Source organism: Sphingomonas profundi (genome assembly GCF_009739515.1).
Classification (GTDB): Bacteria; Pseudomonadota; Alphaproteobacteria; order Sphingomonadales; family Sphingomonadaceae; genus Alterirhizorhabdus; species Alterirhizorhabdus profundi.
The window spans coordinates 3,751,313-3,775,447 of record NZ_CP046535.1 but is presented as its reverse complement, the minus strand read 5'-3'; the positions used below and the strand labels follow the sequence as shown (position 1 = coordinate 3,775,447).

Below are 24,135 nucleotides of genomic sequence, written 5' to 3'. Positions count from 1 at the left end.
ATGTATCTGATCCCCTGCCCCCATTGCGGCCCGCGCGCGCAGGCCGAGTTCACCTACGAGCGCACGACCGACTCCGTCGTGGATCCGGCCGGGCCGGTAGGGACGGCGATGGGCACGCTGTTCACCCGCGCCAACCCGATGGGCATGGATGACGAGATCTGGCGCCATACCTACGGCTGCCGGGCGTGGCTGGTGCTGACACGCGATCGCCTGACCCACGCGATCGCGGCGGTGCGGACGATCGGGCCGGAGGCGCTGCCATGAGGGGGCCATATCGCGCCGCCGATGGCGGAGAGACCGTCTCCTTCTCGTTCGATGGCGTGCCGTTGAAGGCGCGGCCGGGCGACACGCTGGCGGCGGCCCTGCTCGCCAACGGCATCGGCCTTGTCGGGCGCAGCTTCAAATATCATCGCCCGCGCGGGATCATGGCGGCGGGTGTCGAGGAGCCCAACGCGCTGGTCACGGTCGGCGAGGGTGGCCGCGCCGAGCCGAACACGCGCGCCACCGACCTGTTCGTGTATGACGGGCTGGTCGCGACAAGCCAGAACCACTGGCTCAGCCTCTCCCACGATGCCGGCGCGGTGATCGGGCTCGCATCGCGCGCCCTGCCGGCCGGCTTCTACTACAAGACCTTCTTCGGCCCGGCGAAACGCTGGCTGCGCTACGAGGTGCCGATCCGCCGGGCGGCCGGGCTGGGCAAGGCGCCGGCAGAGCGGGATCCGGACGGCTTCGCGCAGCGCGCCGGCTTCTGCGACGTGCTGGTGGTGGGCGCCGGCCCGGCCGGGCTGAAGGCGGCGCTGGATGCGGCGGAAGGCGGCGCGCGGGTGATGCTGGTGGAGCAGGACGCGGTGCTCGGCGCGTCACTGATCCGCGATCCCGAGGCCGGCCGCGATCCGGCGTGGATCGAAGCCGCCGCAGCCCGCATCCGCGCGCTCGGCGGGCGCATCCTGACGCGCACCACGGCTTCCGGCTACTGGGACCATAATTTCGTCACCCTGGCCGAGCGGCTTGTCGAACCCGGCGCGATACCGCCGCATGGCATCGCCCAGCGCCTCTGGCATGTCCGCGCGGGCAAGGTGATCCTCGCGACCGGCGCGCTCGAACGGCCGATCCCGTTCAGCGACAATGACCGGCCCGGCGTCATGCTGTCGCAGGCGGTGCGCACCTACGTCCGGCGCTTCGGGGTGGTGCCGGGCCGGCGTGTCGTGATCGCCACCAACAACGACGATGCCTATCGCACGGCCGACGCGTTAGCGGAGGCGGGCGCCGATGTCGTCGCCATTCTCGACGCCCGGCCGGCGGGCAGCGGGCCGGCATCCCCCTACCCCACCCACTTCGATGCGCGCCCCGCCGGCGTCTCCGGCACGCGCCATCACCTGAAGCGGGTCACGGCGCTGGTCGGCGGGCGCGAGCAGGGCTGGGAGGCCGATCTTCTCGCCGTATCGGGCGGGTTCGTGCCGGTCGTCCACCTGCACATGCAGGCTGGCGGCAAGCTGGACTGGAACGAAGCGGCGCAGGCGTTCGTGCCCGGCCCCATCGCGCAGGCGTGCGTCACCGTGGGCGGCGCGGCCGATCCGCCCCCTGCCCCGCCGGTCACGCCGGCAGGCGCGCCGAAGAAGAGCTTCGTCGACTTCCAGAACGACGTGACCCTCGCCGATGTCGATCTCGCTTGGCAGGAGGGCTATCGCTCGGTCGAGCATCTGAAGCGCTACACCACGCTCGGCATGGCGACCGATCAGGGCAAGACGAGCAACATCGTCGCCCTGTCGCGCCTGGCCGAGAAGCAGGGCGTCGCGGTGCCCGATGCGGGCGTCACCACCTTCCGCCCACCCTACACGCCGGTGACGATGGGCGTGCTGGCGGGAACGGCCGCGAAGTCCGCCGGCGCCCATGTCCGCCGCCTGCCGCTGCATGACGCGCATGCGCGTCACAAGCCGGTGTGGCAGCCGACCGGCCACTGGTTCCGGCCGCGCGCCTACCCGCTGGAAGGCGAGACGACGACGGCGGCGGCGATGCGCGAGGCGAAGGCGGTTAGGCAGCATGTGGGCCTCACCGACGTTTCCACGCTCGCCAAGTTCGAGGTGTCGGGGCCGGACGCGGCGGCGCTGCTGGAACTGGTCTGCGCGACGGCCGTGGCGACGCTGAAGACCGGGCGCGGGCGCTACACCTTCATGCTCCGCGAGGATGGCATGGTGTTCGACGACGGCACCGTGTGGCGCATCGCCGACGACCGCTACCTGCTGACCAGCTCGACCGGCGGTGCGGACCGGATGGCGACGCACCTCTCCTACGTGCGCAACACGCTGCGGCCGGAGATGCGCGTCTCCGTGGTGAACGTGCAGGAGCATCATGCCGCGGTGGCGCTGGCGGGGCCGCGCGCGAAGGCGATCGTCGAGACGCTGACCGGTGGCGAGCCGCCGCGTCACATGTCCGCCGCCCGCGCCACCCTGGCCGGCGTGCCGGTGCTGGTGCTGGCGGCCAGCTACAGCGGCGAGCGGGCGTTCGAGATCTATGCGGAGGCCACTGCTGCCCTGCCGGTGTGGAGCGCCCTCGCGGCGGCCGTCGCGGCGGCGGGCGGCGGGCCATACGGGCTCGACGCGATGGACCTGCTGCGCATCGAGAAGGGCCATGTCCTCGTCGGCGGCGAGGTGGACGGGCGGACGACGCCCGACGATATGGGCCTGCGGACGATGCTCAACAAGGCCGGCGGCTATATCGGCGCGGCCGGGCTGCAACGGCCGGCGTTGAGCGAAACGGGGCGGCTGCAACTCGTTGGGCTGGAGGCGCTGGACGGCGCGATCCTGGAAGGCGCGATGCTGATAGCGGCCGAGGGCGAAACGCCGCACGGCCATGTCACCGCCGCCGGCCGGCGGGTTGCGGACGAGGGTTCGATCGCGCTGGCGCTGCTGCGCGACGGACGCGCCCGCCACGGCGAGACGCTGATCGCGTCATCGCCCATGCGCGGCGCCTCGACGCGCGTGCGGGTGGCGGCGCCGCACTTCTACGATGCGGCCGGGGAGCGCTATCGTGGCTGAGCCGAGGATCGAGACGCTGCCGCCGGCGCCGCTCCACGCGATGGAGATCTGGTCCCGCCCGCAGGAAGTCGCCGCGCGGTTCGAGGCGGCTCTCGGCACGGCCTTGCCGCCGATGGGGCACTCGGTCGCGGTCGACGGCGTCACCCTCATCCGGTTCGAGCCCACCGTCTGGCTGGTCGAGGGGGATGCCGCGCCGGTCGCCGCCATCCTCGGCGACGATGGCGCCCTCACCGCGATCGGCGGGGGCATCGTGCGGGTGCGGATCGCCGGTTCCGGCTGGCGGACCTTGCTGATGGAAAGCGGCGTGTTCGACGCCGAGTCGCCGGCCTTCGCGGTTGGATGCAGCGCCGCCACGATCATCGACCATGTCGCCGTGCGCCTGTGGGTGGAAAGCGACCAGTCCTGCGTGGCTTACGTGCCGGCGAGCTACGCGGCGGCAATGGTTCATTTCTGGCAGCAGGCGCTGCTCGCCGTCTGATCAGTGCGGCGTCGCCGGGATCGCGGAATTGAGGCCGTGCCCGCGCGGACCGGATTCGCGGATCCACAGCGCCGCCGTCGCGACGAAGCCGATCGTCGCCAGCAGGCCGAACAGCCACAGCATCGGTTCATAGCCTGCCGGATGCGCGGGGCCGGCACGGCTCACGTCGTTCAGCCAGCCCGCCGCGATGTTGCAGACGGTGAGGCCAAGGCTCTGCAACATGTTGATCAGGCCGAAAGCCGTCCCCAGCCGCCTGGGCGCGACCAGCATCGCCGTGGCCGGCCAGATCACGGCGGGCACGACCGAGAAGCTCAGCCCCATCATCACCGTCGAGATCCATAGGCTCCAGTGGGTCGCGCCGAGCGTGAGGAAGGTGAGCGGCATGAGGCCCGCGCCCAAGGTCAGCAGCATCGCGCGGCGGCCGAAGCGATCGGCGATCCGGCCGAAGACCGGCGTGGCGAAGATGGCGGTGAAGAACACCCAGCTGTTGAGCAGACCCGCCTCCGCCAGCGAGAGGCCCTTGGCATCCTGGAAGTAGACGATCGCGAAGGTGCTGCGGAATGGGAAGAAGACGGACGCGAACAGCACGTTGAGCGCGAGGATGTACCAGAAGGAGCGGTCGAAGCCGCCAAAGGCGAACATGCCCTGCCACGTGTGCGTGCCGGCGGCGGCGGCCGGCCCGTGGCGGACATCGAGCGCGCGATAGGCCAGCGCGCCGGCGAAGCTGATCCCGGTCAGTCCCGCCGCCAGCCAGAGCGGCGGCTGCCATCCGCCGGCATAGAGGCCCGGCGCCCAGTGCGGCGAGATGTCCGCCATATAGGAGCCGACACGCGCCAGGCTGAACAGCAGCGCCATCGCCAGCGCGGCCCGCGCGGCATGGAACCACGCGGCGATGCCGGCCAGCAGCGCGATCAGCAACGTCTCCTGCCCGATCCCGAACAGCAGGCGGCCGAACACCATCAGGCCGAACGGCTCCCCCACGGCGGTGAGCGCGGTGCCGACGAAGCAGAAGGCGGCGGTGCCGACGACGACGCGCGACGCGCCGAACCGATCGATCATCAGGCCGCCGACCAGCGCCAGCGGAATATTGGGCAGCCCCATCACCGCGTTCAGCAGGCCGATCTGCGACTGGCTGAGCCCGCGCTGCGAACGAAGCATGTCGGCGACCGGCGCCACCGCATCGAACGCATAATAGCTGCCGGAAATGGCGATGCTGGCCAGCGCGAGCACCAGCCACTTCAAACGCCTGTCCTGCTCCACGGCGATCCCCACGATGCCAGCTTAATGGATGCGCGCGCCCTGTCGCCTCAATTCGGCCTGCACCATGCCCATGTCGAGCCGATCCAGCGGCTGGCCGGTCTTGATCGAGATCGCCGCCGCCGTACCCGCCCCCTGCCCCGCGACCGCGCAGCACATCATGTTGCGCACGGCGGCATGCGAGATCCTGTCCCCGCCGATCGCCCGGCCGGCGACCAGCAGGTTGCCGACCTGCCTGGGCAGCATCGCGCGATACGGGACATGGAAGTAGCGCCCGGTGGTCGGCAGGATGAGCAGGCCGTAGCCGTCGATGAATTCCGGAAAGATACCGATGCTGTCGTCGAAGCGGCCCTGCTGGCGCACGTCCGTCTCGGTCATGTTGTAGGCGGCATCGATCTTGCGGGTGTCGCGCACGCCCAAGGTCATACCGAAATTGCGCAGCTTGGCGTCCTCGCAGCCCGGCATGAAGCGCTTGAGCGCCTCCACCGCCATCATCGCCTGCCAGCGGCCCTCCATCTCGCCACGGGTGAGGTCGTCGGGATCGGTGCCGTCGCAGTTCGCGATATGGACGAGGTTGAGATAGGTGAGATCGCCCTGATCCGACACGGTGCCCCAGGTGCCGGCGATGGTGGAGAGGTTGGCCGGCAGCAGCCCCGTTTCCAGCGCCTTCTTGAACGGCTTGCGCAAAAAGGGCGAGAACATCGCATCCTCCTTGCCGTCGGTCTCTATGTCCCATTCGCCGTTGCCGGCCCAGTCGGCGTAAGTCTGCGGATCGGCCTTCACCTGTGCGATGAAGCGCGCCTTGTTGACGCCGCTCATCGAGAACATCACCGACGTCGCCATCATGTCCTCGCGCGGCGTCTTGTGGACCGGGGCGCCGCAGCGCGCCGCGATATCGGCATCGCCGGTCGCATCGATCACGCGCCTGGCGAGGATCGCCTCGCGGCCGGCCTTGCTCTCCACGATCACGCCGCGGATCTCGCCGCCTTCCATGATCGGCGCCACGCAGAGCCGGTGCAGCATCGGGTGGATGCCGGCCTCCTGCACCAGCACGTCCGCGACATGCTTGAACAGCTCGGCATCGAGTGCGTGGCTCGTCGACTGAGGCTCCGGCAGGGCCGCGCCCATCGCGATGGCGCGCTGCTCGAACTCGGGGCCGATGCCCTCGCTGTCGATCGTTGCGGGATGGCGATACCAGGCGAGCCCCTCGACACCGACCTGCGTCATGTTGCCGCCGAAGCAGCCGTAGCGCTCCAGCAGGGTCGTCTCGACTCCGGCGCGGGCGGAGGCGAGCGCGGCGGCCAGGCCGCCCGGCCCGCCGCCGACCACCAGCACGTCCGTCTCGCGGACGACATCCACCCGGCGGCTCGGTTCGGTGACGTGCTTCATAGGTCGCTGGACCCTCGCCTGATGGAAACGCCGCCGAGCATAGGGCCTTGTTCCTTACGCGGCATCGATCGGCGGAGATATGAAGCGCTTCTAATGGTTGCCATCAAGGCCGGTCGCTTCCCCTGTGCCCCCCGATGCGGCACCCATCGGCCACGCACCGTGGAGATGCCGAGTGGTCCGTTCCGAACAGCCCAACATCCTCATCCTGATGGCGGACCAGATGGCGCCCAGCGCGCTGCCGGTCTATGGCCACCCGCTGGTGAAGGCGCCGAACATCGCGCGGCTGGCGGCGGAAGGCGTGGTGTTCGACAGCGCCTATTGCAACAGCCCGCTGTGCGCGCCGTCCCGCTTCTCCTTCCTCTCCGGCCTGCTGCCGTCGCGGATCGGCGCCTATGACAATGCCTGCGAATTCCCGGCCGATCAGCCGACCATCGCCCACGACCTGCGCTATCGCGGCTATCGCACCATTCTCGCCGGCAAGATGCACTTCGTCGGGCCGGACCAGCTGCACGGTTTCGAGGAGCGGCTGACCACCGACATCTACCCCGCCGACTTCGGCTGGACGCCGGACTGGACGCGCTTCGCCGATCGGCCGAGCTGGTATCACTCGATGGATTCGGTGCTGACCGCCGGCCCCTGCGTGCGCACCAACCAGCTCGACTATGACGAGGAGGTGAGCTTCGTCACCCGCCGCAAGCTCTACGAGATCGCGCGGGGGAAGGACGAACGCCCCTTCTTCATGGTGATGTCGCTCACCCACCCGCACGATCCGTTCGCCATCCCCGCGCGCTACTGGAACCTGTACGACGACGCCGACATCCCCGAACCACGCGTCCGCATCGCCAAGGCGGACCAGGATCCGCACGCGCTGCGCCTGCGCCACGTGATCGGCATGGACCTGGACGACGTGACCGACGATCAGGTCCGCGCGGCGCGGCGGGCTTATTACGGCGCGATCAGCTTCGTGGACGAGCAGATCGGGCTGGTGCTCGATACGCTCGCGGAAAGCGGCATGGCGCAGAACACGATCGTCCTGCTGATCGGCGATCATGGCGAGATGCTCGGCGAGCGCGATCTCTGGTACAAGATGAACTTCTTCGAGGGCGGCGCGCGCGTGCCCATGATCGTGCATGCGCCGGGCCGCTTCGCGCCGCATCGGGTGGCGGCCAGCGTATCGCTGGTCGACCTGATGCCGACGCTGGCCGATCTCGCCGGCGGCGACATGCCGGAGGCGATGGCACCGTGCGCCGACGGCGTCAGCCTCATGCCTCACCTGCTCGGGCAAGCGGGGCGGGACGAGGCGATCGGCGAATATCTCGGCGAGGGTGCGATCGCGCCGATCGTGATGATCCGGCGCGGGAGGCTGAAGTTCATCCACTCGCCGGTGGACCCGGATCAGCTGTTCGATCTCGCCGCGGATCCGGACGAACTGGACAATCTGGCGGCGGATCCGGCCCATGCCGGGCAGGTGGCGTCATTTCGTCGCGAGGTCGCCGAGCGATGGGATCTTGCGCAGGTCGAGGCGGACGTGCTGGCCAACCAGCGGCGGCGCCGGCTGATCGCGGCGGCGACGTCCAGGGGCGCGGCCAAGCACTGGGACTATCAGCCGTTCCGCGATGCCTCGCGCGACTATGTGCGCGGCCACATGGACCTGGAGGAGCTGGAGGCCTCGGCGCGCTTCCCGCGGGTTCGGGGCGAGTGAGGAGCGGCGCAGGCTGATCTCCCGTCGCCCCGGAACAGGTCCGGGACGACAAGGAAGCAGGCTGGCCTACTGCCGCGCCACGTTGGGCCCCAGCGCCCTCATCACGTCCCGCGTCGCGCAGACGCCCACCAGCCGGCCACCTTCGGTCAGCAGGATGGGATGGTCGGACGTCGAGAGGACGCGGATCAGGGTCCGTACCGACACGCCGGCCGGGCAGGCGACGATCCCGGCCGGGAATTGCGCCTGATTGTCGGGATCGGTGAAGTGCGTCACCGGATGCGGAACGCCGTCGATCGCCACCGTATCGATCGGGCCAGCGGACGCGATCCGATAGCGCGCCTCGTCGTCGAGCAGGGTCGCCCCGTCACGGGTGGCCAGCGCGTGCGCCGGGCGCATCACCGTCTCGCCGGTCATCACGTTCAGCGGGTTCATGTGGCGGACGAATTCGGCGACATACGGCGTCGCCGGGCGGAGGACGATGTCCTCGGCGGTGCCGCTCTGGATGATGCGGCCGCCTTCCAGCAACGTCACGCGGTCGCCCAGCTTCAGCGCCTCGTCCAGATCGTGGCTGACGAACAGGATCGTCTTCTTCACCTGCTGCTGCAGGCTGAGCAGTTCGTCCTGCAGCTTGGCGCGGATCAGCGGATCGAGCGCCGAGAACGGCTCGTCCATCAGCAGGATGTCGGCGTCGGTGGAAAAGGCGCGGGCGAGGCCGACGCGCTGCTGCATGCCGCCGGAGAGCTCGCTGGCGTAGCGGTTCGCCCAACCCTCCAGCCCCACCAGCGCGAGCCGCTCATCGACGATCCGCGCGGTTTCCGCGCGAGCGGTGCCGCGCAGTTCCAGCCCGAACGCGACATTCTCGCGCACGGTGCGCCATGGCAGCAGACCGAACTGCTGAAACACCATCGCCACGCGGTGGCGGCGGATGTGGCGCAGCACGCCCTCCGAACAGTCGGCGACGTCTTTCGCGCCCATTCCGTCGCGCACGAGCACATGGCCGCGCGTCACCTTGTTGAGGCCGTTGGCGGCGCGCAGCAGGGTGGACTTGCCGGAGCCCGAGAGCCCCATCAGCACCGAGATCGTGCCTTCCTCCACTGCCAGGCTTGCGCCGGTGACGCCGAGCACGACGCCGGTCTCGCTGCTGATCTTCGCCCGATCGGCGCCTGCGTCGGCCAGTGCCTGCGCGGCGGCGAGGTCCGCGTGGCGGCGGCGGCCCGTTGCCGAGCAGAACAGGATGGCGACATCGCGGAATTCGAGAGCGACCGTCATGCGCGGGCCTTTCCGCTGCGCGTCATGCGATCGAGGATGATCGCGACCAGCACGATCGCGAAACCCGCCTCGAAACCCATGCCGACCTGCACGGTGTTCAGCGCCCGCACCACCGGCACACCCAGTCCGCCGGCGCCGACCAGAGCCGCGATCACCACCATGGACAGGCTCAGCATGATGCACTGGGTGATGCCGGCGATGATCGAGGGGGCGGCGGCGGGCAGCTCCACCTTGGTGAGCAGCTGCCATGGCGTGGCGCCGAACGATTCGCCGGCCTCGATCAGCGGTCGGGGGACCGAGAGGATACCGAGCTGGGTCAGGCGGATCGGCGCCGGCAGCGCGAAGATGATCGTCGAGATCAGCCCCGGCACGACGCCGAGGCCGAACAGCACCAGAGTGGGGATCAGATAGACGAAGGTCGGCAGCGTCTGCATCAGATCGAGCACCGGCTGGATGACCTGGAAGGCGCGCGGCCGATGGCCCGCCCAGATGCCGACGGGCACCCCGATCAGCGCCGAGACGAAGGCGGCGAACAGCACCAGCGACAATGTCTCCATCGTCGCCGCCCAATAGCCCTGGTTGATGATGAACAGCTGCGCCAGCGCGACGAAGATCACGAGCGGGATCGATCGCCGCAGATACCAGGCCAGCCCCGCCACGAGCGCCACGAACGCCAGCGGCGGGATCGCGGACAGCAGCCGGGTGAGGCCGTTGATCGACGAGCCAAGCGCCGTGGTGATGAAATCGAATATGCCGTGATGCGCCTTCACCGCATCGACAAGATCGCTCATCCACGCGCCGACGGGGATCTTGTGTTCGGTGAGGAAGCCGCTGCCGCCCGCTGGGCGCAGACCGGCCAGCACCGCCGGGGCGCCGGGCTTGCCGTCGAACGTCTCGACGCCGGCCAGCCACGCGCGCACCTTGGCCGGGTGGGCGCGCATCCAGTTCCGCGCGGTGGTCGCCGGGTCGCCGGTCTTGACCACGCCTTCCATCAGCGCATTCTCGTCGGCCACGTCGAACGACAGGTTGCGCAGCAGCCGGGCGATGTTGGGGCACGCTTGGAGATAGCCGGCGCGCACGTTGGTGAAGATCCGGGCGCTGCCGTAGTTCGGACCGAAGATGGCGTCGCCGCCTTCTAGATAGCGCATCTTGAAGCGATCGTTCATCGGGTGCGGCTGCCAGCCGAGGAACACGATCGGCGCCTTGGTGCGCACCGCGCGCTCGACCTCGGCGAGCATCCCCGTCTCGCTGCTCTCGATCAGCCGGAAATCGCCGAGGCCGAACGTGTTGTGGCGGATCATGTCGAGCACGAGGCGGTTGCCGTCGTTGCCGGGCTCGATCCCGTAGATCTTCCGGCCGAGCGGGCCGGCGAACTTCTGGATCGACTTGAAGTCGGTCAGACCCTGATCGTAGAGGTAGCCGGGGACGGCCAGCGTATATTGCGCGTTGACGAGGTTCGCGCGAACGACCTCGATCGAGCGATCCGCGATGAACGGTTTGCGGTCCTCGGTCTGCTGCGGCATCCAGTTGCCGAGGAAGACGTCGACATCCTTGTTGCGCAGCCCGTTGAAGGTGACGGGCACCGACAGCACGGTGATCTTCGGTTCGTAGCCCAGGCCGGCGACGATCTGGCCGGCGAGCCCGGTGGTGGCCGTCACGTCCGCCCAGCCCACGTCGGAGAAGCGCACCGTGCGGCAGGAAGGCGGATCGGCGGCATGAGCCGGCCCGGCGAGCAGCGTGGTGAGCACGGCGGCGAGCGCCAGCACCACCGCCCACGCCCTACGCCACCGCCTTGCCCCGCGAACCGCCATAGGCATGCTCCCCTCGCCCCGAAGCGCAGTTGACGGTAAGTTAAACGGTTGCGCAAGCCCGAACAGCAGGATGCCGGGTCGAGACTTCCAAACGGCACTCCGCCGGCCTATTCCAGCGTTGAACGACGATTCAGGAGCACGCTTTCGTGCGGACAGCAGCCATGGCCTCCGGCGACGATACACGATCGCGGCAGCTCATCGAGATGACGATCGACAGCCTGGCCGAGATGGGCTTCACGGGCACCACGCTGGCGCAGGTCGCCGGCCGGGCGGATGTGTCGCCGGGCCTGGTGGCGCATTACTTCGGCGACAAGGATGGCCTGCTGGAAGCCGCCTTTCGCTTGCTGGCGGCCCGGCTAGGCGACCGCATGCTCGTCTATCTCGCGCAGGCGGAGGATGCGCGCGGCCGGTTGCAGGCCGTGATCGACGCCAATCTCGCGCCGCAGGAGGTGGATCATCGCACCAGCAAGGTGTGGCTGGCCTATTGGGGGCAGGTGCTGCACGCGCCACGGCTGCTGCGCATCCAGCAGATCTACCAGCGGCGGATGCTCTCCAACCTGCGTCATGCCTTGCGCGCGCTGGTGCCGGCCGACGAGGTGGCGCAGGTCGCCGCGATGGTCGCCGCGATGATCGACGGCGTGTGGCTGCGCGGCGCGCTTTCGGGCTGGACGGAGACGGACAGCACGCAAGCGCGCGCGATGCTGACCCGCTTCGTCGACAATCACATCGCCAGCCTGCCGCAGGCGTCCCCCGAGCGCGTGCGCCATTCGGGCGTACTGACACCGGTCAATCCGGCGACCGGGGCGGTGATCGCCACCCTGCCCGTCACGACCCTGGACGAACTGGAGACCAGGATCGCGCGCGCGAAGGCCGGTCAGGCGGAATGGGCGGCGCTGGCGCCGGTCGAGCGCGGGCGCGTGCTGCGGCGCGCGGCGGACCTGCTGCGCGCCGACAACGAGGCACTCGCCCGGCTGGAGACGCTGAACACCGGCAAGCCGATCCAGGAAACCGAGGCGGTGGACGTGATCTCGGGCGCGGACTGCCTGGAATATTATGCCGGCGTCGCCGCGACCATCGCCGGCCAGCATCTCGATCTCGGCGCGGCCGCGTTCGGCTACACGCGGCGCGAGCCGCTGGGGCTGGTCGCGGGGATCGGCGCGTGGAACTATCCGCTCCAGATCGCCTGCTGGAAGGCCGCGCCCGCGCTCGCCTGCGGCAACGCCATGCTGTTCAAGCCGGCCGAGCAGACCCCGCTGACCGCCGCCAAGCTGGAGGACGTCTTTCGCGAGGCGGGGCTGCCGGACGGCGTCTTCCAGGTGGTGCAGGGTTATGGCGATCTCGGCCGCGCATTGTGCGAGCATCCCGAGATCGCCAAGGTGTCGCTGACCGGATCGGTGCCGACCGGGCGCGCGGTGGCGGCCTCGGCTGGGCGCAACCTGAAGGCGGTCACGCTCGAACTCGGGGGAAAATCGCCGCTGATCGTGTTCGCCGATGCGGACATCGACAATGCGATCGCCGGCGCGATGCTGGCCAATTTCTACTCGACCGGCCAGGTCTGCTCGAACGGCACGCGCGTGTTCGTCCAGCGGCCGATCCTCGCCGCCTTCCTCGATCGGCTGGTGGCGCGGACGGCGCAGCTGCGGATCGGCGATCCGCTCGATCCGGCGACGCAGATCGGCCCGCTGATCTCCCGCACACAGATGGATCTGGTGCTCGGCCATATCGGCCGCGCGCGCGGCGAGGGCGTGCGGCTGGTCGCCGGCGGCCGGCGGCTGACCGAAGGCGCGCTCGCCGACGGCTATTATGTCGAGCCGACGATCTTCGAGGCGACCGACGACCGCGCCGCCATCGTGCGGGACGAGATATTCGGCCCGGTGATGACGGTGCTGGCGTTCGATGAGGAGGACGAGGTGATAGCGCGCGCGAACGATACCGATTTCGGCCTTGCGGCGGGGGTGTTCACGCAGGACATCACCCGCGCCCACCGCGTGATCGCGCGGCTGGACGCCGGCACCTGCTGGATCAACCAGTATAACGTCACACCCGTCGAGATGCCGTTCGGCGGCGTCAAGGCATCCGGCATCGGCCGCGAGAACGGGTTGGCGGCGATCGAGCATTATACGCGCCTCAAGAGCGTCTATGTCGCCATGGCGCCGATCGACTGTCCGTACTGATGGCCGAGGAATATGATTATGTGATCGTGGGCGCCGGCTCGGCGGGCTGCGTGCTGGCGGACCGGCTGAGCGCCGACGGCACGGCGACGGTGCTGGTGCTGGAATATGGCGGATCGGATCGCTCGGTGGTGATCCAGATGCCAAGCGCGCTCTCGATCCCGATGAACCGCGATCGCTACAACTGGCGCTACGAGACCGAGCCGGAGCCCCATCTCGGCGGGCGCCGCATGCACACGCCGCGCGGCAAGGTGCTCGGCGGCTCGTCCTCGATCAACGGCATGGTCTATGTGCGCGGCAATCCGCTGGATTTCGAACGGTGGCGGGACGAGGGCGCGGCCGGCTGGGGCTATGCCGACGTGCTCCCCTATTTTCGCCGCGCCGAGACGCGCGAAGAGGGCGGCGACGCCTATCGCGGCGATGGCGGGCAGCTGCACACGCAATACGGCGCGCTGCGCAATCCGCTGCACGCCGCCTTCCTCGCCGCCGCCGAGCAGGCCGGCTATCCGCTGACCGACGACATCAACGGCGGCCAGCAGGAAGGCTTCGGCCGCATGGACATGACCGTCCACAAGGGCCGACGGTGGAGCGCGGCGAACGCCTATCTGCGGCCGGCGATGACGCGCGCCAACCTGCGCGTCGTCACCCATGCGCTCGCCGGCCGGATGCTGTTCGAGGGCCGGCGCGCCGTCGGCGTCGCCTATCGGCAGGGCGGCGCCGAGCATCGCGTGACGGCGCGGCGCGAGGTGATCCTGAGCGGCGGCCCGATCAACTCGCCGCAGCTGCTGAAACTCTCCGGCATCGGCCCCGCCGCCGAACTGCGCGCGCTGGACATCCCCGTGGTGCACGATCTGCCCGGCGTGGGCGAGAATCTGCAGGACCATCTGGAATTCTATTTCCAGGTGGAATGCACGCAGCCGATCACGCTCTACTCGGTGATGAATCCGCTGGCCAAGGCGGCGATCGGCGCGCGCTGGCTGCTGACGCGCGGCGGGCTGGGCGCGACCAACCATTTCGAGAGCTGCGGCTTCATCCGCAGCCGGCCCGGCATCCGCCATCCCGATATCCAGTTCCATTTCCTGCCGCTGGCGGTCGCCTATGACGGCAGCACGATGGCGGAAGGCCACGGCTTCCAGGCGCATGTGGGGCCGATGCGATCGAAGAGCCGGGGCGATGTGCGGCTGAAGTCCGCGGATCCGGCGGACAAGCCGCTGATCCGCTTCAACTATATGAGCCATCCGGACGACTGGACGGAGATGCGCGCCTGCGTGCGCCTGACCCGCGAGATATTCGCCCAGCCCGCGATGGCGCCGTTCGCCGGGCGCGAATTGCAGCCCGGCGCCGACGTCGTCAGCGATGCGGCGATCGACGCGTTCGTGCGCGATCATGTCGAAAGCGCCTACCATCCCTCCTGCACCTGCAGGATCGGCCGGGCGAACGATCCGATGGCCGTGGTGGATGCGGAGCTGCGCGTGCACGGCATCGACAATCTGCGGGTGGTGGATTCCTCGGTGATGCCGTCGGTGACGACCGGCAACCTCAACGCGCCGACGATCATGATCGGCGAGAAGGGCGCCGACCACATCCTGGGACGTGGCATGCTGGCCGCCTCGAACGCCGGCTATCATGAAGCACAGGGCTGGGAGACGACGCAGCGCTGACGGGGAGCGAAGATGCTGATTGAGTTCGTCGGCTGGGCCGGATCGGTGACGATGCTGATCGCCTACGCGCTCCTCTCCACCGGACGCCTGAGCGCGCGGTCGTTCGTCTACCAGGCGATGAACATCGGCGGTGCGGTGGGCATGATCGCGAACAGCTGGTCGCATGGCGCGCTGCCGTCGGTGTTCACGAGCGTGATCTGGATGGCGGTCGGCGCCATGGCCATCGGCCAGCGACTGCGCGAACCCCGCCTGCCCGGCGCTATAGATCGCCGGCGGTAAGATCGAGCGCGCGGAACAGGTGATCGGCGAAGGACCGCCATGTCTCGATGCGGAAGGCGGCCTCGCCGGTGCGCCACACGATGATCTCCACACCCTCGTGCAGCGTGCGCGTGGCCTTGCCGACCGGGAAGGCCTTGGGCGACAGATCGAGCGCGACGCCGCACTGGATCAGCGCCGCCGCCTTCGGGCCTTCGACAAGGAACGCCACGTTGCGGTGGCTGATGTCGGTGAGGGCGTGGGTGCCCGCGATGGCCGGCGGTGGCGATCCCTCCGGCAGGATCAGCAGCCACTCGTCCGGTCCCAGCCCCAGCGCGTTGCCGCCCGCGAACGGCGCGGCGACGAGGATCGCGGGCAGGCCATCCGGGTTGCGGGTGCGCAGGCTGTAGCGCACGGCCGGCAGCGCGGCGGCGATCGTCACACCCTGATGCGCGACGGGGGCGGAAGGCAGGGGATCAGCCATCGAGGCGCGCGCCTTCACGATCATAGAACAGCATGTCCGTCACGGTGACGCGGTGCGTTGTGCCGGGCATCGGCACGAACAGCGTCTCCCCCATGCGCGCCCGGCCGCCGGCCACCACCGCAAGCGCGATCGAACGGCCGAGCGTGACGCTGTAATAGGCCGAGGTGACGTGGCCGATCATCGGCACCGGCACCGGCAGGTTCGGATCGGCGACGATCTGGGCGCCCTCCTCCAGCACCAGCCGCGGATCCTCGGTCAGCAGGCCGACCAGCTGCTTGCGGTCCGCCAGCGCCATGTCCGGCCGCGCCAGCGAACGCTTGCCGACGAAATCGGGCTTCTTCTTGCCGACAGCCCAGCCCATGCCGGCATCGTCGGGCGTGATGGTGCCGTCCGTATCCTGGCCGACGATGATGAAGCCCTTCTCGGCGCGCAGCACGTGCATCGTCTCGGTGCCGTAGGGTGTGATGCCGTACGCCTGCCCCGCCGCGTGGATCGCCTCCCACACCATGCGGCCGTGGCCCGCCGGCACGTTGACCTCGAAGCCGAGTTCGCCGGTGAAGCTTACGCGGAACAGGCGCATCGGCACGCCGCAGATCGTGCCGCTGGCGAACGCCATGTGCGGCAGCGCTTGCGGCGACAGGTCGACACCCTCGATCAGCGGCGCGATCACCTCCCGCGCCCGTGGGCCCTGCACCGCGATCACGGCATATTGCTCGGTCGTGGAGGTCAGCCAGACATTCAGGTCGGGCCATTCGGTCTGGAGGTAATCCTCCATCATGCCGAGCACGCGCGCGGCGCCGCCCGTGGTGGTGGTGACGTGGAAGCGATCGTCGGCGAGGCGGGCGGCGACGCCATCGTCGCGGATGAAGCCGTCCTCGCCCAGCAGCAGGCCGTAGCGGCAGCGGCCGGGCGCCAGCGACTTCCACGGGTTCGTGTACATGCGGTTGAGGAACTCGGCCGCGTCCGGCCCGACGACCTCGATCTTGCCGAGGGTCGAGGCGTCGAAGAGGCCGACCGAGGCGCGCACCGCCCGGCATTCGCGCGCCACCGCCGCGTCCATGTCCTCGCGGCCCTGCGGGAAGTAGCGGGCACGGCGCCACTGCGCGACATTCTCGAACACCGCGCCGTGCGCCTCCGCCCAGCCGTCGATCACCGTCCTGCGGGTCGGCTGGAACAGCGCGTCCTTGGCGATCCCGGCGAGCGCGCCGAAGGTGGTCGGCGTGTAGGGCGGCCGAAAGGTGGTGTGCCCGATCGGCGCGGGATGGCCCAGTGCCGCCGTCGCGATCTGCAACCCGTTGAGGTTGGAGGTCTTGCCCTGATCGGTCGCCATGCCGTTGGTGGTGTAGCGCTTGATATGCTCGATCGAGCGGAACCCCTCGCGCACGGCGAGCCGGATGTCGCGGGCGGTCACGTCGTTCTGGAGATCGACGAAGGCCTTGAAGCTGGCGGGATCGCGCGGGCTCCACAGCGCCTCCTGGTGCAGCCCGTCGCCGGCATCGATCGCGCCCGAACAGGCGCCGGCGCAGGTGACATGCTCCATCGCGCCTTCGGGCACGAACGCGCCGAGCGCGGCATCCCAGCCGAGCTTGCCCTTGCCGTGGCTCCAGAGATGCACGGTCGGCGTCCAGCCGCCCGCTATCAGCAGCGCGTCGCAGGCGATGTGACGCTCCCCCTTGCCGCCGATCGCGGCGACGGTGATGCCGGCCAGCGCCTTGCCGCCGCGCGTGCCGGAGACGACATGGCCGGCGAGCAGTTCGATGCCGAGCGCCTGCGCCTGCGCGGCCAGCTGCGGCTTCACCGTCTGGCGGACATCGACGATCGCGGCGATGGCGACGCCCGCCTCGGCGAGATCGAAGATCGCCCGATAGCCGTCGTCATGCGCCGCCAGCAGCGCCACCCTGCGGCCGATCGCGACCCCGTAGCGATGCAGATAGGTGCGCGCGGCGCTGGCCAGCATGATGCCCGGCCGGTCATTGTCGGCGAAGACGAGCGGCCGTTCGATCGCGCCGGTCGCGAGGATGATCCGCCCGGCGCGGATGCGGTGCAGCCGCTCGCGCGGTCCGGCGGCCTCGGCGGGCGGCAGATGATCGGTCAGCCGCTCCACCGCGCCGACGAAACCGTCATGGTAGAGGCCGATCGCGGTGGTGCGCGGCAGGCAGGTGACGCCGCCCTCGCGCAGGAGCCCCATCGCCCCTTCGAGCCAGCCCCAGCGCGCCGGATCGGCCAGCAGCTTGCCGCCGAGCTCTGCCTGCTCGTCGAGGATCATCACCCGCTCGCCGCTGGCCGAGGCGGCGAGCGCCGCCCCGATGCCCGCCCGGCCACCGCCCACCACCAGCAGGTCGACGAAGTCGTGGCTCGCCATATAGCGATCCGGATCGATCGCGTCGGGCGCCTTGCCGAGCCCGGCCATGCGGCGGATCGCCGGCTCATACACCTTCTCCCACGCGGCACGGGGCCACATGAAGGTCTTGTTGTAGAAGCCGGCGGGGAAGAGCGGCGACAGCACGTTGTTGGCGGCGCCGAGATCGAAGCCCAGCGACGGCCAGCGATTCTGCGACTCCACCTTCAGACCGGCATGCAGCTCGATCGAGGTGGCACGGGCGTTCGCCGTGTAGCGGCCCGGGCCGCGATCGACGCCCACCAGCGCGTTCGGCTCCTCGACGCCCGCGCCGAGCAGGCCGCGCGGACGATGATATTTGAACGAGCGCCCGACGAGGCGAACGCCGTTCGCCAGCAGCGCGGAGGCGAGCGTATCGCCGGCAAGGCCGCGCAGCGGCGTGTCGTCGAAGGAGAAGTCGATCGCCCGGGCGGGATCGACCCGGCCACGGCCGGCGATGCGATGGCCGCTCACGACATGTTCTCGCTCTCGCCGGTCCAGCTGTCCGCCTCGCCGGGGCGCGGCTCGCCGGCCTTGTAGGTGCGCTCGAAACGATCCGTCACCGTGTCGCGCACGGCGTTGAAGAAGCGGCCGCAGCCGTGGATGTGGCGCCAGCGCTCATAGTGGCGGCCGCGCGCGTTGGTGCGCTGGAAAAGATAGGTTTCCCAGTCCGCGTCGTTCATCTCGTCCGGCTTCGGCGGGCGGGCGATATGCGCCTCGCCGGCATAGCCGAACTCGATCTCGGGGCGACGCTCGTCGCAATAGGGGCAGTGGATCAGCAGCATCCCGGAATCGCCATCTAGTGCGCCACCGCCGCGGCGGCCGCCTCGTCGATCAGCCGACCGGAGCGGAAGCGATCGAGATTGAAGGGCGCGTTGATCGCGTGCGGCTCGTCCTTCGCGATCGTCCAGGCGAGCAGATCGGCGGCGCCGGGGGTGGCCTTGAAGCCGCCGGTGCCCCAGCCGCAATTGACGTACAGCCCCTTCACCGGCGTCTTGCCGAGGATCGGCGACCGATCCGGCGTCACGTCGACGATGCCGCCCCAGTTGCGCAGCATCCGCATGCGGCGGACGACGGGGAAGATCTCGCAGATCGCCGCCAGCGTATGCTCGACGATGTGAAGCGCGCCGCGCTGCGAATAGCTGACATAGGCATCGGTGCCGGCGCCGATCACCAGCTCGCCCTTGTCGGACTGGCTCATATAGGCATGCACCGTGTTCGACATCACCACGCAGGGGAAGAAGGGCTTCACCGGCTCCGACACGAGAGCCTGCAAGGGGAAGCTCTCCAGCGGGAAGCGCAGCCCGGCCATGTCCATCACCACGGAGGTGTTGCCGGCGGCGGAGACGCCGACCTTCTTCGTGGCGATGAAGCCGCGCTCCGTCTCGACCCCCGTCACCGCGCCGTCCGGGCCTCGGCGGATACCGGTGACGGCGCAATTCTGGATGATGTCCACGCCGAGCGCGGCGGCGGCGCGGGCATAGCCCCAGGCCACCGAATCGTGCCGCGCCGTGCCGCCGCGCCGTTGCAGCGCCGCGCCGAGCACCGGGTGGCGCGCGTTCGAATCGATCGAGAGCGGCGGGCAATAGGCCTGCGCCTCCTCCGCCGTCAGCCATTCGTTGTCGACGCCGTTCAGCCGGTTCGAATGGATGTGGCGCTTGAAGCTCTGCACGTCGTGGACGTTGTGCGCGAGCATCATCACGCCGCGCTTGGAATACATGACGTTGTAGTTCAGCTCCTGGCTGAGCCCGTCCCACAGCTTCACGGCATGATCGTAGAGGTGGGCGCTCTCGTCATAGAGGTAGTTGGAGCGGATGATCGTGGTGTTGCGGCCTGTATTGCCGCCACCGAGCCACCCCTTCTCGATCACCGCGACATTGGTGATGCCGTGCTTCTTCGCCAGATAGTAAGCCGCGCCCAGCCCGTGCCCGCCGGCGCCGACGATCACCGCATCGTAGGACGGCTTGGGCGCGGCATCCGGCCACTGCTCCGGCCAGTTCTTGTGATGGCCGATCGCCTTGGCGACGAGATTGGGAAAGGAGAAGCGCGTCATCTCGGCTCGCTGTAGAATACCAGCATGGTCGCGCCGCCCCGGCTGCCGCCGGAATGGATCGCGCCGGCCCCGCGGACGATGAAGGTGCCGGGCGGATGCTCGGTGCCGTCATCGTCGTACAGGCTGCCTTCGAGGATATAGACCTGCTCGTCCCACGCGTGCGCGTGCGGGGTGGTGATCGTGCCCGGCTCGACCCGCATCAGCGACGTCGACAGGCCGGGCGCTTCCAGCAGCGCACGGACGGACCAGCCCGGCGAGCCCGGCGCCGGCGTCCAATCCGCGGATGGCGGCGTCGCCTGCGATCGTTCCACGGGGAGGCTCAGATCGTTCATCCCGCTTGCCCGGTCCTCACCAGCGCCGCCCGCGCGCGGCTGGTGTAAAATTCCTTGAAACGCTCGACCAGCTTCTCCTCGACCGAATACGGGCCGGGGCGATAGCCGTCGCCGCTGATGCCGCGGTGGTTGATGTGGCTGAGCCAGGCGTCCTGGATGTTGGTCGCGCGCCACACCGCCGTCAGCGCCTCGACATCGTAATCCACGCCTTCCACCGCATCCTCGCACACCAGCCAAGTGGTGCGCAGCAGCGTACGGTCCGCCGCAACCGGCGTCAGCGAGAAGGTGACGATATGGTCGCAGCAGAAATGGTGCCAGCTGTTCGGCTGGGTCCAGACCGAGAGGCTGGAGGCATTGGGCTCGGTGAACGGGCCGAGCAGTTTCGTGCTGGCGACCTTGCCGTCCATCGTCTGCGAGACCGCGCCGTTGGCGAGCGGCAGCCGCGCGATGCGATGCCACCAGTCGTCCGGAAACTCGATCAGGTCATGATAGAGGCCGAGCCGCTTCCACTCCTCGCGCTCGGCCCCGATCACCTCGACGAACTTGGTGTCGTCCACCGCGCCGACGGCAGCCGCACTCTCGGCAAGATCCTCCGGCAGGCCCTTGCCGAAGCCGTTCGTGCCCAGGCAGGCGATCAGTTCGGGATGGTTGCTGTCGCAATGGTAGCATTCGCGATTATTCTCCATCACGAGCTTCCAGTTGGCATCCTCGACCAGGTCGTCCTGCACCGCCACCTTGCAGTGTTCGAGATCGTAGATCGCCACCTGCGCGGCGATGTCCGCCTTCGCGCGGTCGATCGGCGGCGGGTCGTCGCTGAGGCAGACGAACAGCAGGCCGCCGATATTCTCGATCGCCACCGGCAGCAGGCCGTGCTGCGACTTGTCGAAGCCTTCCGGCATGTTGCGCGCCGCGAGCAGGCGCCCGTCGAGCCCGTAGGTCCAGATGTGGTACGGGCACATCAGCCGCGCCGTGCTGCCTTGCTGCTCCTGGCAGATGCGCGCGCCGCGGTGCCGGCAGCTGTTGTGGAAAGCGCGGACCTCGCCATCGCGGCCGCGGACGATGATGATCGAGTTGTTGGCGAGCTCGAACAGGAAGAAGTCGCCCGGCTTCTTCACATGCGCGACCGTGCAGGCGTAGAGCCATACCGACTTCAGCAGCACCTGCGTGTCGAACTCGAAAGCCTCCTGCCCGACATAGAGCATCTGGGGCAGGGTATGGCCCGGCCGCTCCTTGTGCAGCAGGGCGGCGATATTCTCGAAAGCAGACATGGCGCCTAGCTCCTGAGTGCCACATTCTCGGGATCGAACGGGGAATCCGGGATGATGGTCGCGGCGTGCCGCTGGCCGAGGATCATGATTGCGAGTTCGGTGCCGACGCTCGCGAGATCGGGGCGCACCATCGCCAGAGCGAGGCTCTTGCCCGTACGCCAGCCATAGCCGCCCGAGGTGGCACGGCCGACCATCTCGTCGCCCAGCAGGATCGGCTCGGCGCCCCGCGCGTCGGCTTCGGTAACGCCGTGCACTTCCAGCGTGACCATCACGTTCGCCTCGCCGGCGTCGCGCCGGGCGAGCAGCGCCTCCTTGCCGAAGAAGCCGGGCTTGTTGAGGCTGACGAACCGCGCGAGCCCGCTCTCGAAGGCGGAATATTCGACGGAGAGTTCGCGCGGGATGAGCTTGTAGCCCTTTTCGAGCCGCATCGAATCCATCGCCCGGATGCCGAACGGCTTCAGGTCGTCGCCGCCCGCCTCGAACAATTTGTCGAAGATGTAGTTCTGCATCTCGATCGGGTGATGGATCTCCCACCCCAGCTCGCCGACGAAGTTGACGCGCAGCGCATCCACCTGCGCCGCGCCGATGCTGATCCGCTTGCCGGTGAGCCAGGGGAAGGCGGCGGTGGACAGATCGGTGTCCGTCAGCTGGCCGAGGATCTCGCGCGACTGCGGCCCGGCCAGCACCAGCACGCCCATCGCCGTGGTCAGCCGCTCGAAGCTGACCGACCCGTCCTTCGGCATCAGCTTGCGCAGATAATCATGATCGTGCTTCTCATACGCGCCCGCCGAGACGAGATAGAAACGCTGCGGGCCGGTCTTGTAGACGGTGAACTCCGCCCGCACGCCGCCGCGCGCGGTGAGCAGATAGGAGAGCGTCACGCGGCCGACCGTCTTGGGCACGGCGTTGGTCAGCAGCCCGTCAAGCCATGCCGCGGCGCCCGGCCCCGAAATCTCGCACTTGGCGAAGGCGCTCATGTCGAGCAGCCCGGCCTTGGCGGTGACGTGGCGGCATTCGGCGCCGACATGCTCGAAATAGTTGGAGCGGCGGAACGACCATTTCTCCAGCACCGGCGCGTCGCCGTCCGGCAGCGGATAATTGTGCTGGAGCAGCACCTCGCCGCTGCCCATGTCCTCCTCGGTCAGCGCATAGCCTTCCGGCGCGAACCAGTTCGGTCGCTCCCAGCCGAACACGGTGCCGAACACCGCCCCCCGCGCCTTCATCCGATCGTAGCAGGGCGCGCGACGCAGGGCGCGCCCGGCCTCGCGCTCCTCGTCCGGATAATGCACGGTGAAGACCTTGGCGTAGGCCTCCTCGTTCTTCGCCTTCAGGTAGCCGAAGCCGGCGTAATCGCCGAAGCGGCGGGGATCGACCCCGGTCATGTCGATGGTCGGCTCGCCATCGACGATCCAGTGGGCGAGCTGCCAGCCCGCGCCGCCGGCCGCGGTGATGCCGAAGCTGTGGCCTTCGTTGAGCCAGAAGTTCCGGAGGCCCGCCGCCGGGCCGACGATCGGGCTGCCATCGGGCGTATAGGCGATGGCGCCGTTGTAGACGCGCTTAATGCCCGCCTCCCCGAATGCCGGCACGCGCGCGATAGCCGCCATCATATAGGGCTCGAGCCGCTCCAGATCCTCCGGGAACAGCTCATATTCGGAGTTGGCGGATGGTCCGTTCGGGTAGCAGATCGGCGCGCCCATCTCGTAGGGGCCGAGCAGCAGGCCGCCGGCCTCCTCGCGCATATAGTAGCTGGCGTCGGATTCGCGCAGCACGCCCATCTCCGGCAGGCCCTGGCGCTTGCGCTCCATGATCGCGGGGTGCTGCTCGGTGACGATATACTGGTGCTCGACCGGGATCACCGGCACGTCGAGACCGACCATGGCGCCGGTCTGACGGGCGAAGCTGCCGGTCGCGGAGACGACATGCTCGCACAGCACGTCACCCTGGTCGGTGGAGACCAGCCACTCGCCGCTCGGCTGCTGGGTGATCGCGGTGACGGTGGTGTTGCGGTGGATCGCAGCGCCCAGCTGGCGCGCGCCGCGCGCCAGCGCCTGGGTCAGGTCGGCGGGCTGGATATAGCCGTCCGCCGGGTGGCGGATCGCCGCGAGCACGCCGCCGGTATCGCACAGCGGCCAGAACGCCTTCAGTTCGTCCGGAGTGAGCAGATCCACGTCCACGCCGATCGTGCGGGCGATGCCCATATAGTAGAGATACTCGTCCAGCCGATCCTGCGTGCAGGCAAGCCGGATGTTCGAGACGTTCGAGAAGCCGACCGTCAGGCCGGTCTCCGCCTCCAGCGCAGGATAGAGGCCGACCGAATATTGGTGCATCTTGCCGACGGAATAGCTGAGATTGAACAGCGGCAGCAGCCCCGCGGCATGCCAGGTGGAGCCGGACGTCAGCTCCTTGCGCTCGATGAGCATGACGTCGCTCCAGCCCATCTTCGCCAGATGGTAGAGCGTGCCGACACCGACGACCCCGCCTCCGATGACCACCACGCGCGCGCTCGTCTTCAAGGATCGATCCACCGTTCGCTGGGAATGGCGCTGGCCGCCACGCCGTTTTGTTAATCCGAATGCCGGGATTGGCGAGATTA

At 69.0% G+C, this 24,135-nt stretch carries 18 protein-coding genes; 7 read left to right on the top strand and 11 right to left on the bottom strand.

Annotation, left to right across the window (positions count from 1 at the left end):
• The 3 genes from GNT64_RS17885 to GNT64_RS17875 are packed head-to-tail and all read left to right on the top strand — an operon-like array spanning position 1 to position 3,513.
• Positions 1 to 264 (top strand): sarcosine oxidase subunit delta, encoded by a 264-nt coding sequence (locus GNT64_RS17885; RefSeq protein ID WP_156680751.1) that lies wholly within the window; start codon positions 1 to 3, stop codon positions 262 to 264.
• Positions 261 to 3,035: a 2Fe-2S iron-sulfur cluster-binding protein gene (locus tag GNT64_RS17880; protein WP_156680750.1), complete on the top strand. Its 2,775-nt coding sequence runs from the start codon at positions 261 to 263 to the stop codon at positions 3,033 to 3,035. The genes GNT64_RS17885 and GNT64_RS17880 overlap by 4 nt, the downstream gene beginning before the upstream one ends.
• The gene (locus GNT64_RS17875) at positions 3,028 to 3,513 is read left to right on the top strand and encodes an aminomethyltransferase family protein (protein WP_197277078.1); all 486 of its coding nucleotides are present in this window, start codon (positions 3,028 to 3,030) and stop codon (positions 3,511 to 3,513) included. The genes GNT64_RS17880 and GNT64_RS17875 overlap by 8 nt, the downstream gene beginning before the upstream one ends.
• Here GNT64_RS17875 and GNT64_RS17870 read toward each other — a convergent pair whose 3' ends face one another.
• Both GNT64_RS17870 and GNT64_RS17865 read right to left on the bottom strand, forming a co-directional pair.
• Positions 3,514 to 4,785, bottom strand: coding sequence for an MFS transporter (locus GNT64_RS17870; RefSeq protein WP_197277077.1), 1,272 nt, complete (start codon positions 4,783 to 4,785; stop codon positions 3,514 to 3,516).
• Positions 4,786 to 4,794: 9 nt separating this feature from the next.
• On the bottom strand, positions 4,795 to 6,159 hold the full coding sequence (locus GNT64_RS17865; protein ID WP_156680747.1) for an FAD-dependent oxidoreductase: 1,365 nt from the start codon (positions 6,157 to 6,159) through the stop codon (positions 4,795 to 4,797).
• A 172-nt stretch (positions 6,160 to 6,331) separates the two neighbouring features.
• Here GNT64_RS17865 and betC point away from each other — a divergent pair, with 172 nt between their 5' ends.
• Entirely contained in the window at positions 6,332 to 7,861 is a 1,530-nt protein-coding gene (gene betC / locus GNT64_RS17860; protein ID WP_231639085.1) for a choline-sulfatase, read from the top strand.
• A gap of 66 nt (positions 7,862 to 7,927) precedes the next feature.
• On the opposite strand, the gene choV is transcribed toward betC, so the two are convergent.
• Entirely contained in the window at positions 7,928 to 9,130 is a 1,203-nt protein-coding gene (gene choV, locus GNT64_RS17855; RefSeq protein ID WP_156680746.1) for a choline ABC transporter ATP-binding protein, read from the bottom strand.
• Positions 9,127 to 10,941: a choline ABC transporter permease subunit gene (gene choW, locus GNT64_RS17850; protein WP_156680745.1), complete on the bottom strand. Its 1,815-nt coding sequence runs from the start codon at positions 10,939 to 10,941 to the stop codon at positions 9,127 to 9,129. The genes choV and choW overlap by 4 nt, the downstream gene beginning before the upstream one ends.
• A gap of 146 nt (positions 10,942 to 11,087) precedes the next feature.
• Here choW and betB point away from each other — a divergent pair, with 146 nt between their 5' ends.
• The 3 genes from betB to GNT64_RS17835 are packed head-to-tail and all read left to right on the top strand — an operon-like array spanning position 11,088 to position 15,052.
• Positions 11,088 to 13,115 carry a betaine-aldehyde dehydrogenase gene (gene betB, locus GNT64_RS17845; RefSeq protein WP_231639084.1) on the top strand — a complete coding sequence of 676 codons (2,028 nt, stop codon included), beginning with the start codon at positions 11,088 to 11,090 and terminating at the stop codon, positions 13,113 to 13,115.
• The gene (gene betA / locus GNT64_RS17840) at positions 13,115 to 14,773 is read left to right on the top strand and encodes a choline dehydrogenase (RefSeq protein WP_156680744.1); all 1,659 of its coding nucleotides are present in this window, start codon (positions 13,115 to 13,117) and stop codon (positions 14,771 to 14,773) included. Before betB ends, betA begins: the two co-directional genes overlap by 1 nt.
• 12 nt (positions 14,774 to 14,785) lie before the next feature.
• Positions 14,786 to 15,052 carry a CBU_0592 family membrane protein gene (locus GNT64_RS17835; protein ID WP_156680743.1) on the top strand — a complete coding sequence of 89 codons (267 nt, stop codon included), beginning with the start codon at positions 14,786 to 14,788 and terminating at the stop codon, positions 15,050 to 15,052.
• Here GNT64_RS17835 and GNT64_RS17830 read toward each other — a convergent pair.
• From GNT64_RS17830 to GNT64_RS17800, 7 genes are read right to left on the bottom strand one after another with little or no spacing between them, the layout of a single operon-like run.
• Positions 15,033 to 15,512: a sarcosine oxidase subunit gamma gene (locus GNT64_RS17830; RefSeq protein WP_197277076.1), complete on the bottom strand. Its 480-nt coding sequence runs from the start codon at positions 15,510 to 15,512 to the stop codon at positions 15,033 to 15,035. The two genes, GNT64_RS17835 and GNT64_RS17830, sit on opposite strands and share 20 nt — an antisense overlap.
• Complete coding sequence (locus GNT64_RS17825; RefSeq protein WP_156680741.1) at positions 15,505 to 18,363, bottom strand: 2Fe-2S iron-sulfur cluster-binding protein; 2,859 nt, start codon at positions 18,361 to 18,363, stop codon at positions 15,505 to 15,507. The genes GNT64_RS17830 and GNT64_RS17825 overlap by 8 nt, the downstream gene beginning before the upstream one ends.
• On the bottom strand, positions 18,360 to 18,674 hold the full coding sequence (locus tag GNT64_RS17820) for a sarcosine oxidase subunit delta (protein WP_156680740.1): 315 nt from the start codon (positions 18,672 to 18,674) through the stop codon (positions 18,360 to 18,362). Before GNT64_RS17820 ends, GNT64_RS17825 begins: the two co-directional genes overlap by 4 nt.
• Positions 18,675 to 18,688: 14 nt before the next feature.
• Positions 18,689 to 19,942, bottom strand: coding sequence for a sarcosine oxidase subunit beta family protein (locus GNT64_RS17815; protein WP_156680739.1), 1,254 nt, complete (start codon positions 19,940 to 19,942; stop codon positions 18,689 to 18,691).
• The gene (locus tag GNT64_RS17810; RefSeq protein ID WP_231639083.1) at positions 19,939 to 20,253 is read right to left on the bottom strand and encodes a cupin domain-containing protein; all 315 of its coding nucleotides are present in this window, start codon (positions 20,251 to 20,253) and stop codon (positions 19,939 to 19,941) included. Before GNT64_RS17810 ends, GNT64_RS17815 begins: the two co-directional genes overlap by 4 nt.
• A 17-nt stretch (positions 20,254 to 20,270) precedes the next feature.
• Positions 20,271 to 21,542 (bottom strand): aromatic ring-hydroxylating oxygenase subunit alpha, encoded by a 1,272-nt coding sequence (locus GNT64_RS17805; RefSeq protein WP_156680737.1) that lies wholly within the window; start codon positions 21,540 to 21,542, stop codon positions 20,271 to 20,273.
• A gap of 5 nt (positions 21,543 to 21,547) precedes the next feature.
• Entirely contained in the window at positions 21,548 to 24,037 is a 2,490-nt protein-coding gene (locus tag GNT64_RS17800) for a GcvT family protein (RefSeq protein ID WP_231639082.1), read from the bottom strand.
• Between the last annotated feature and the right edge of the window lie 98 nt (positions 24,038 to 24,135).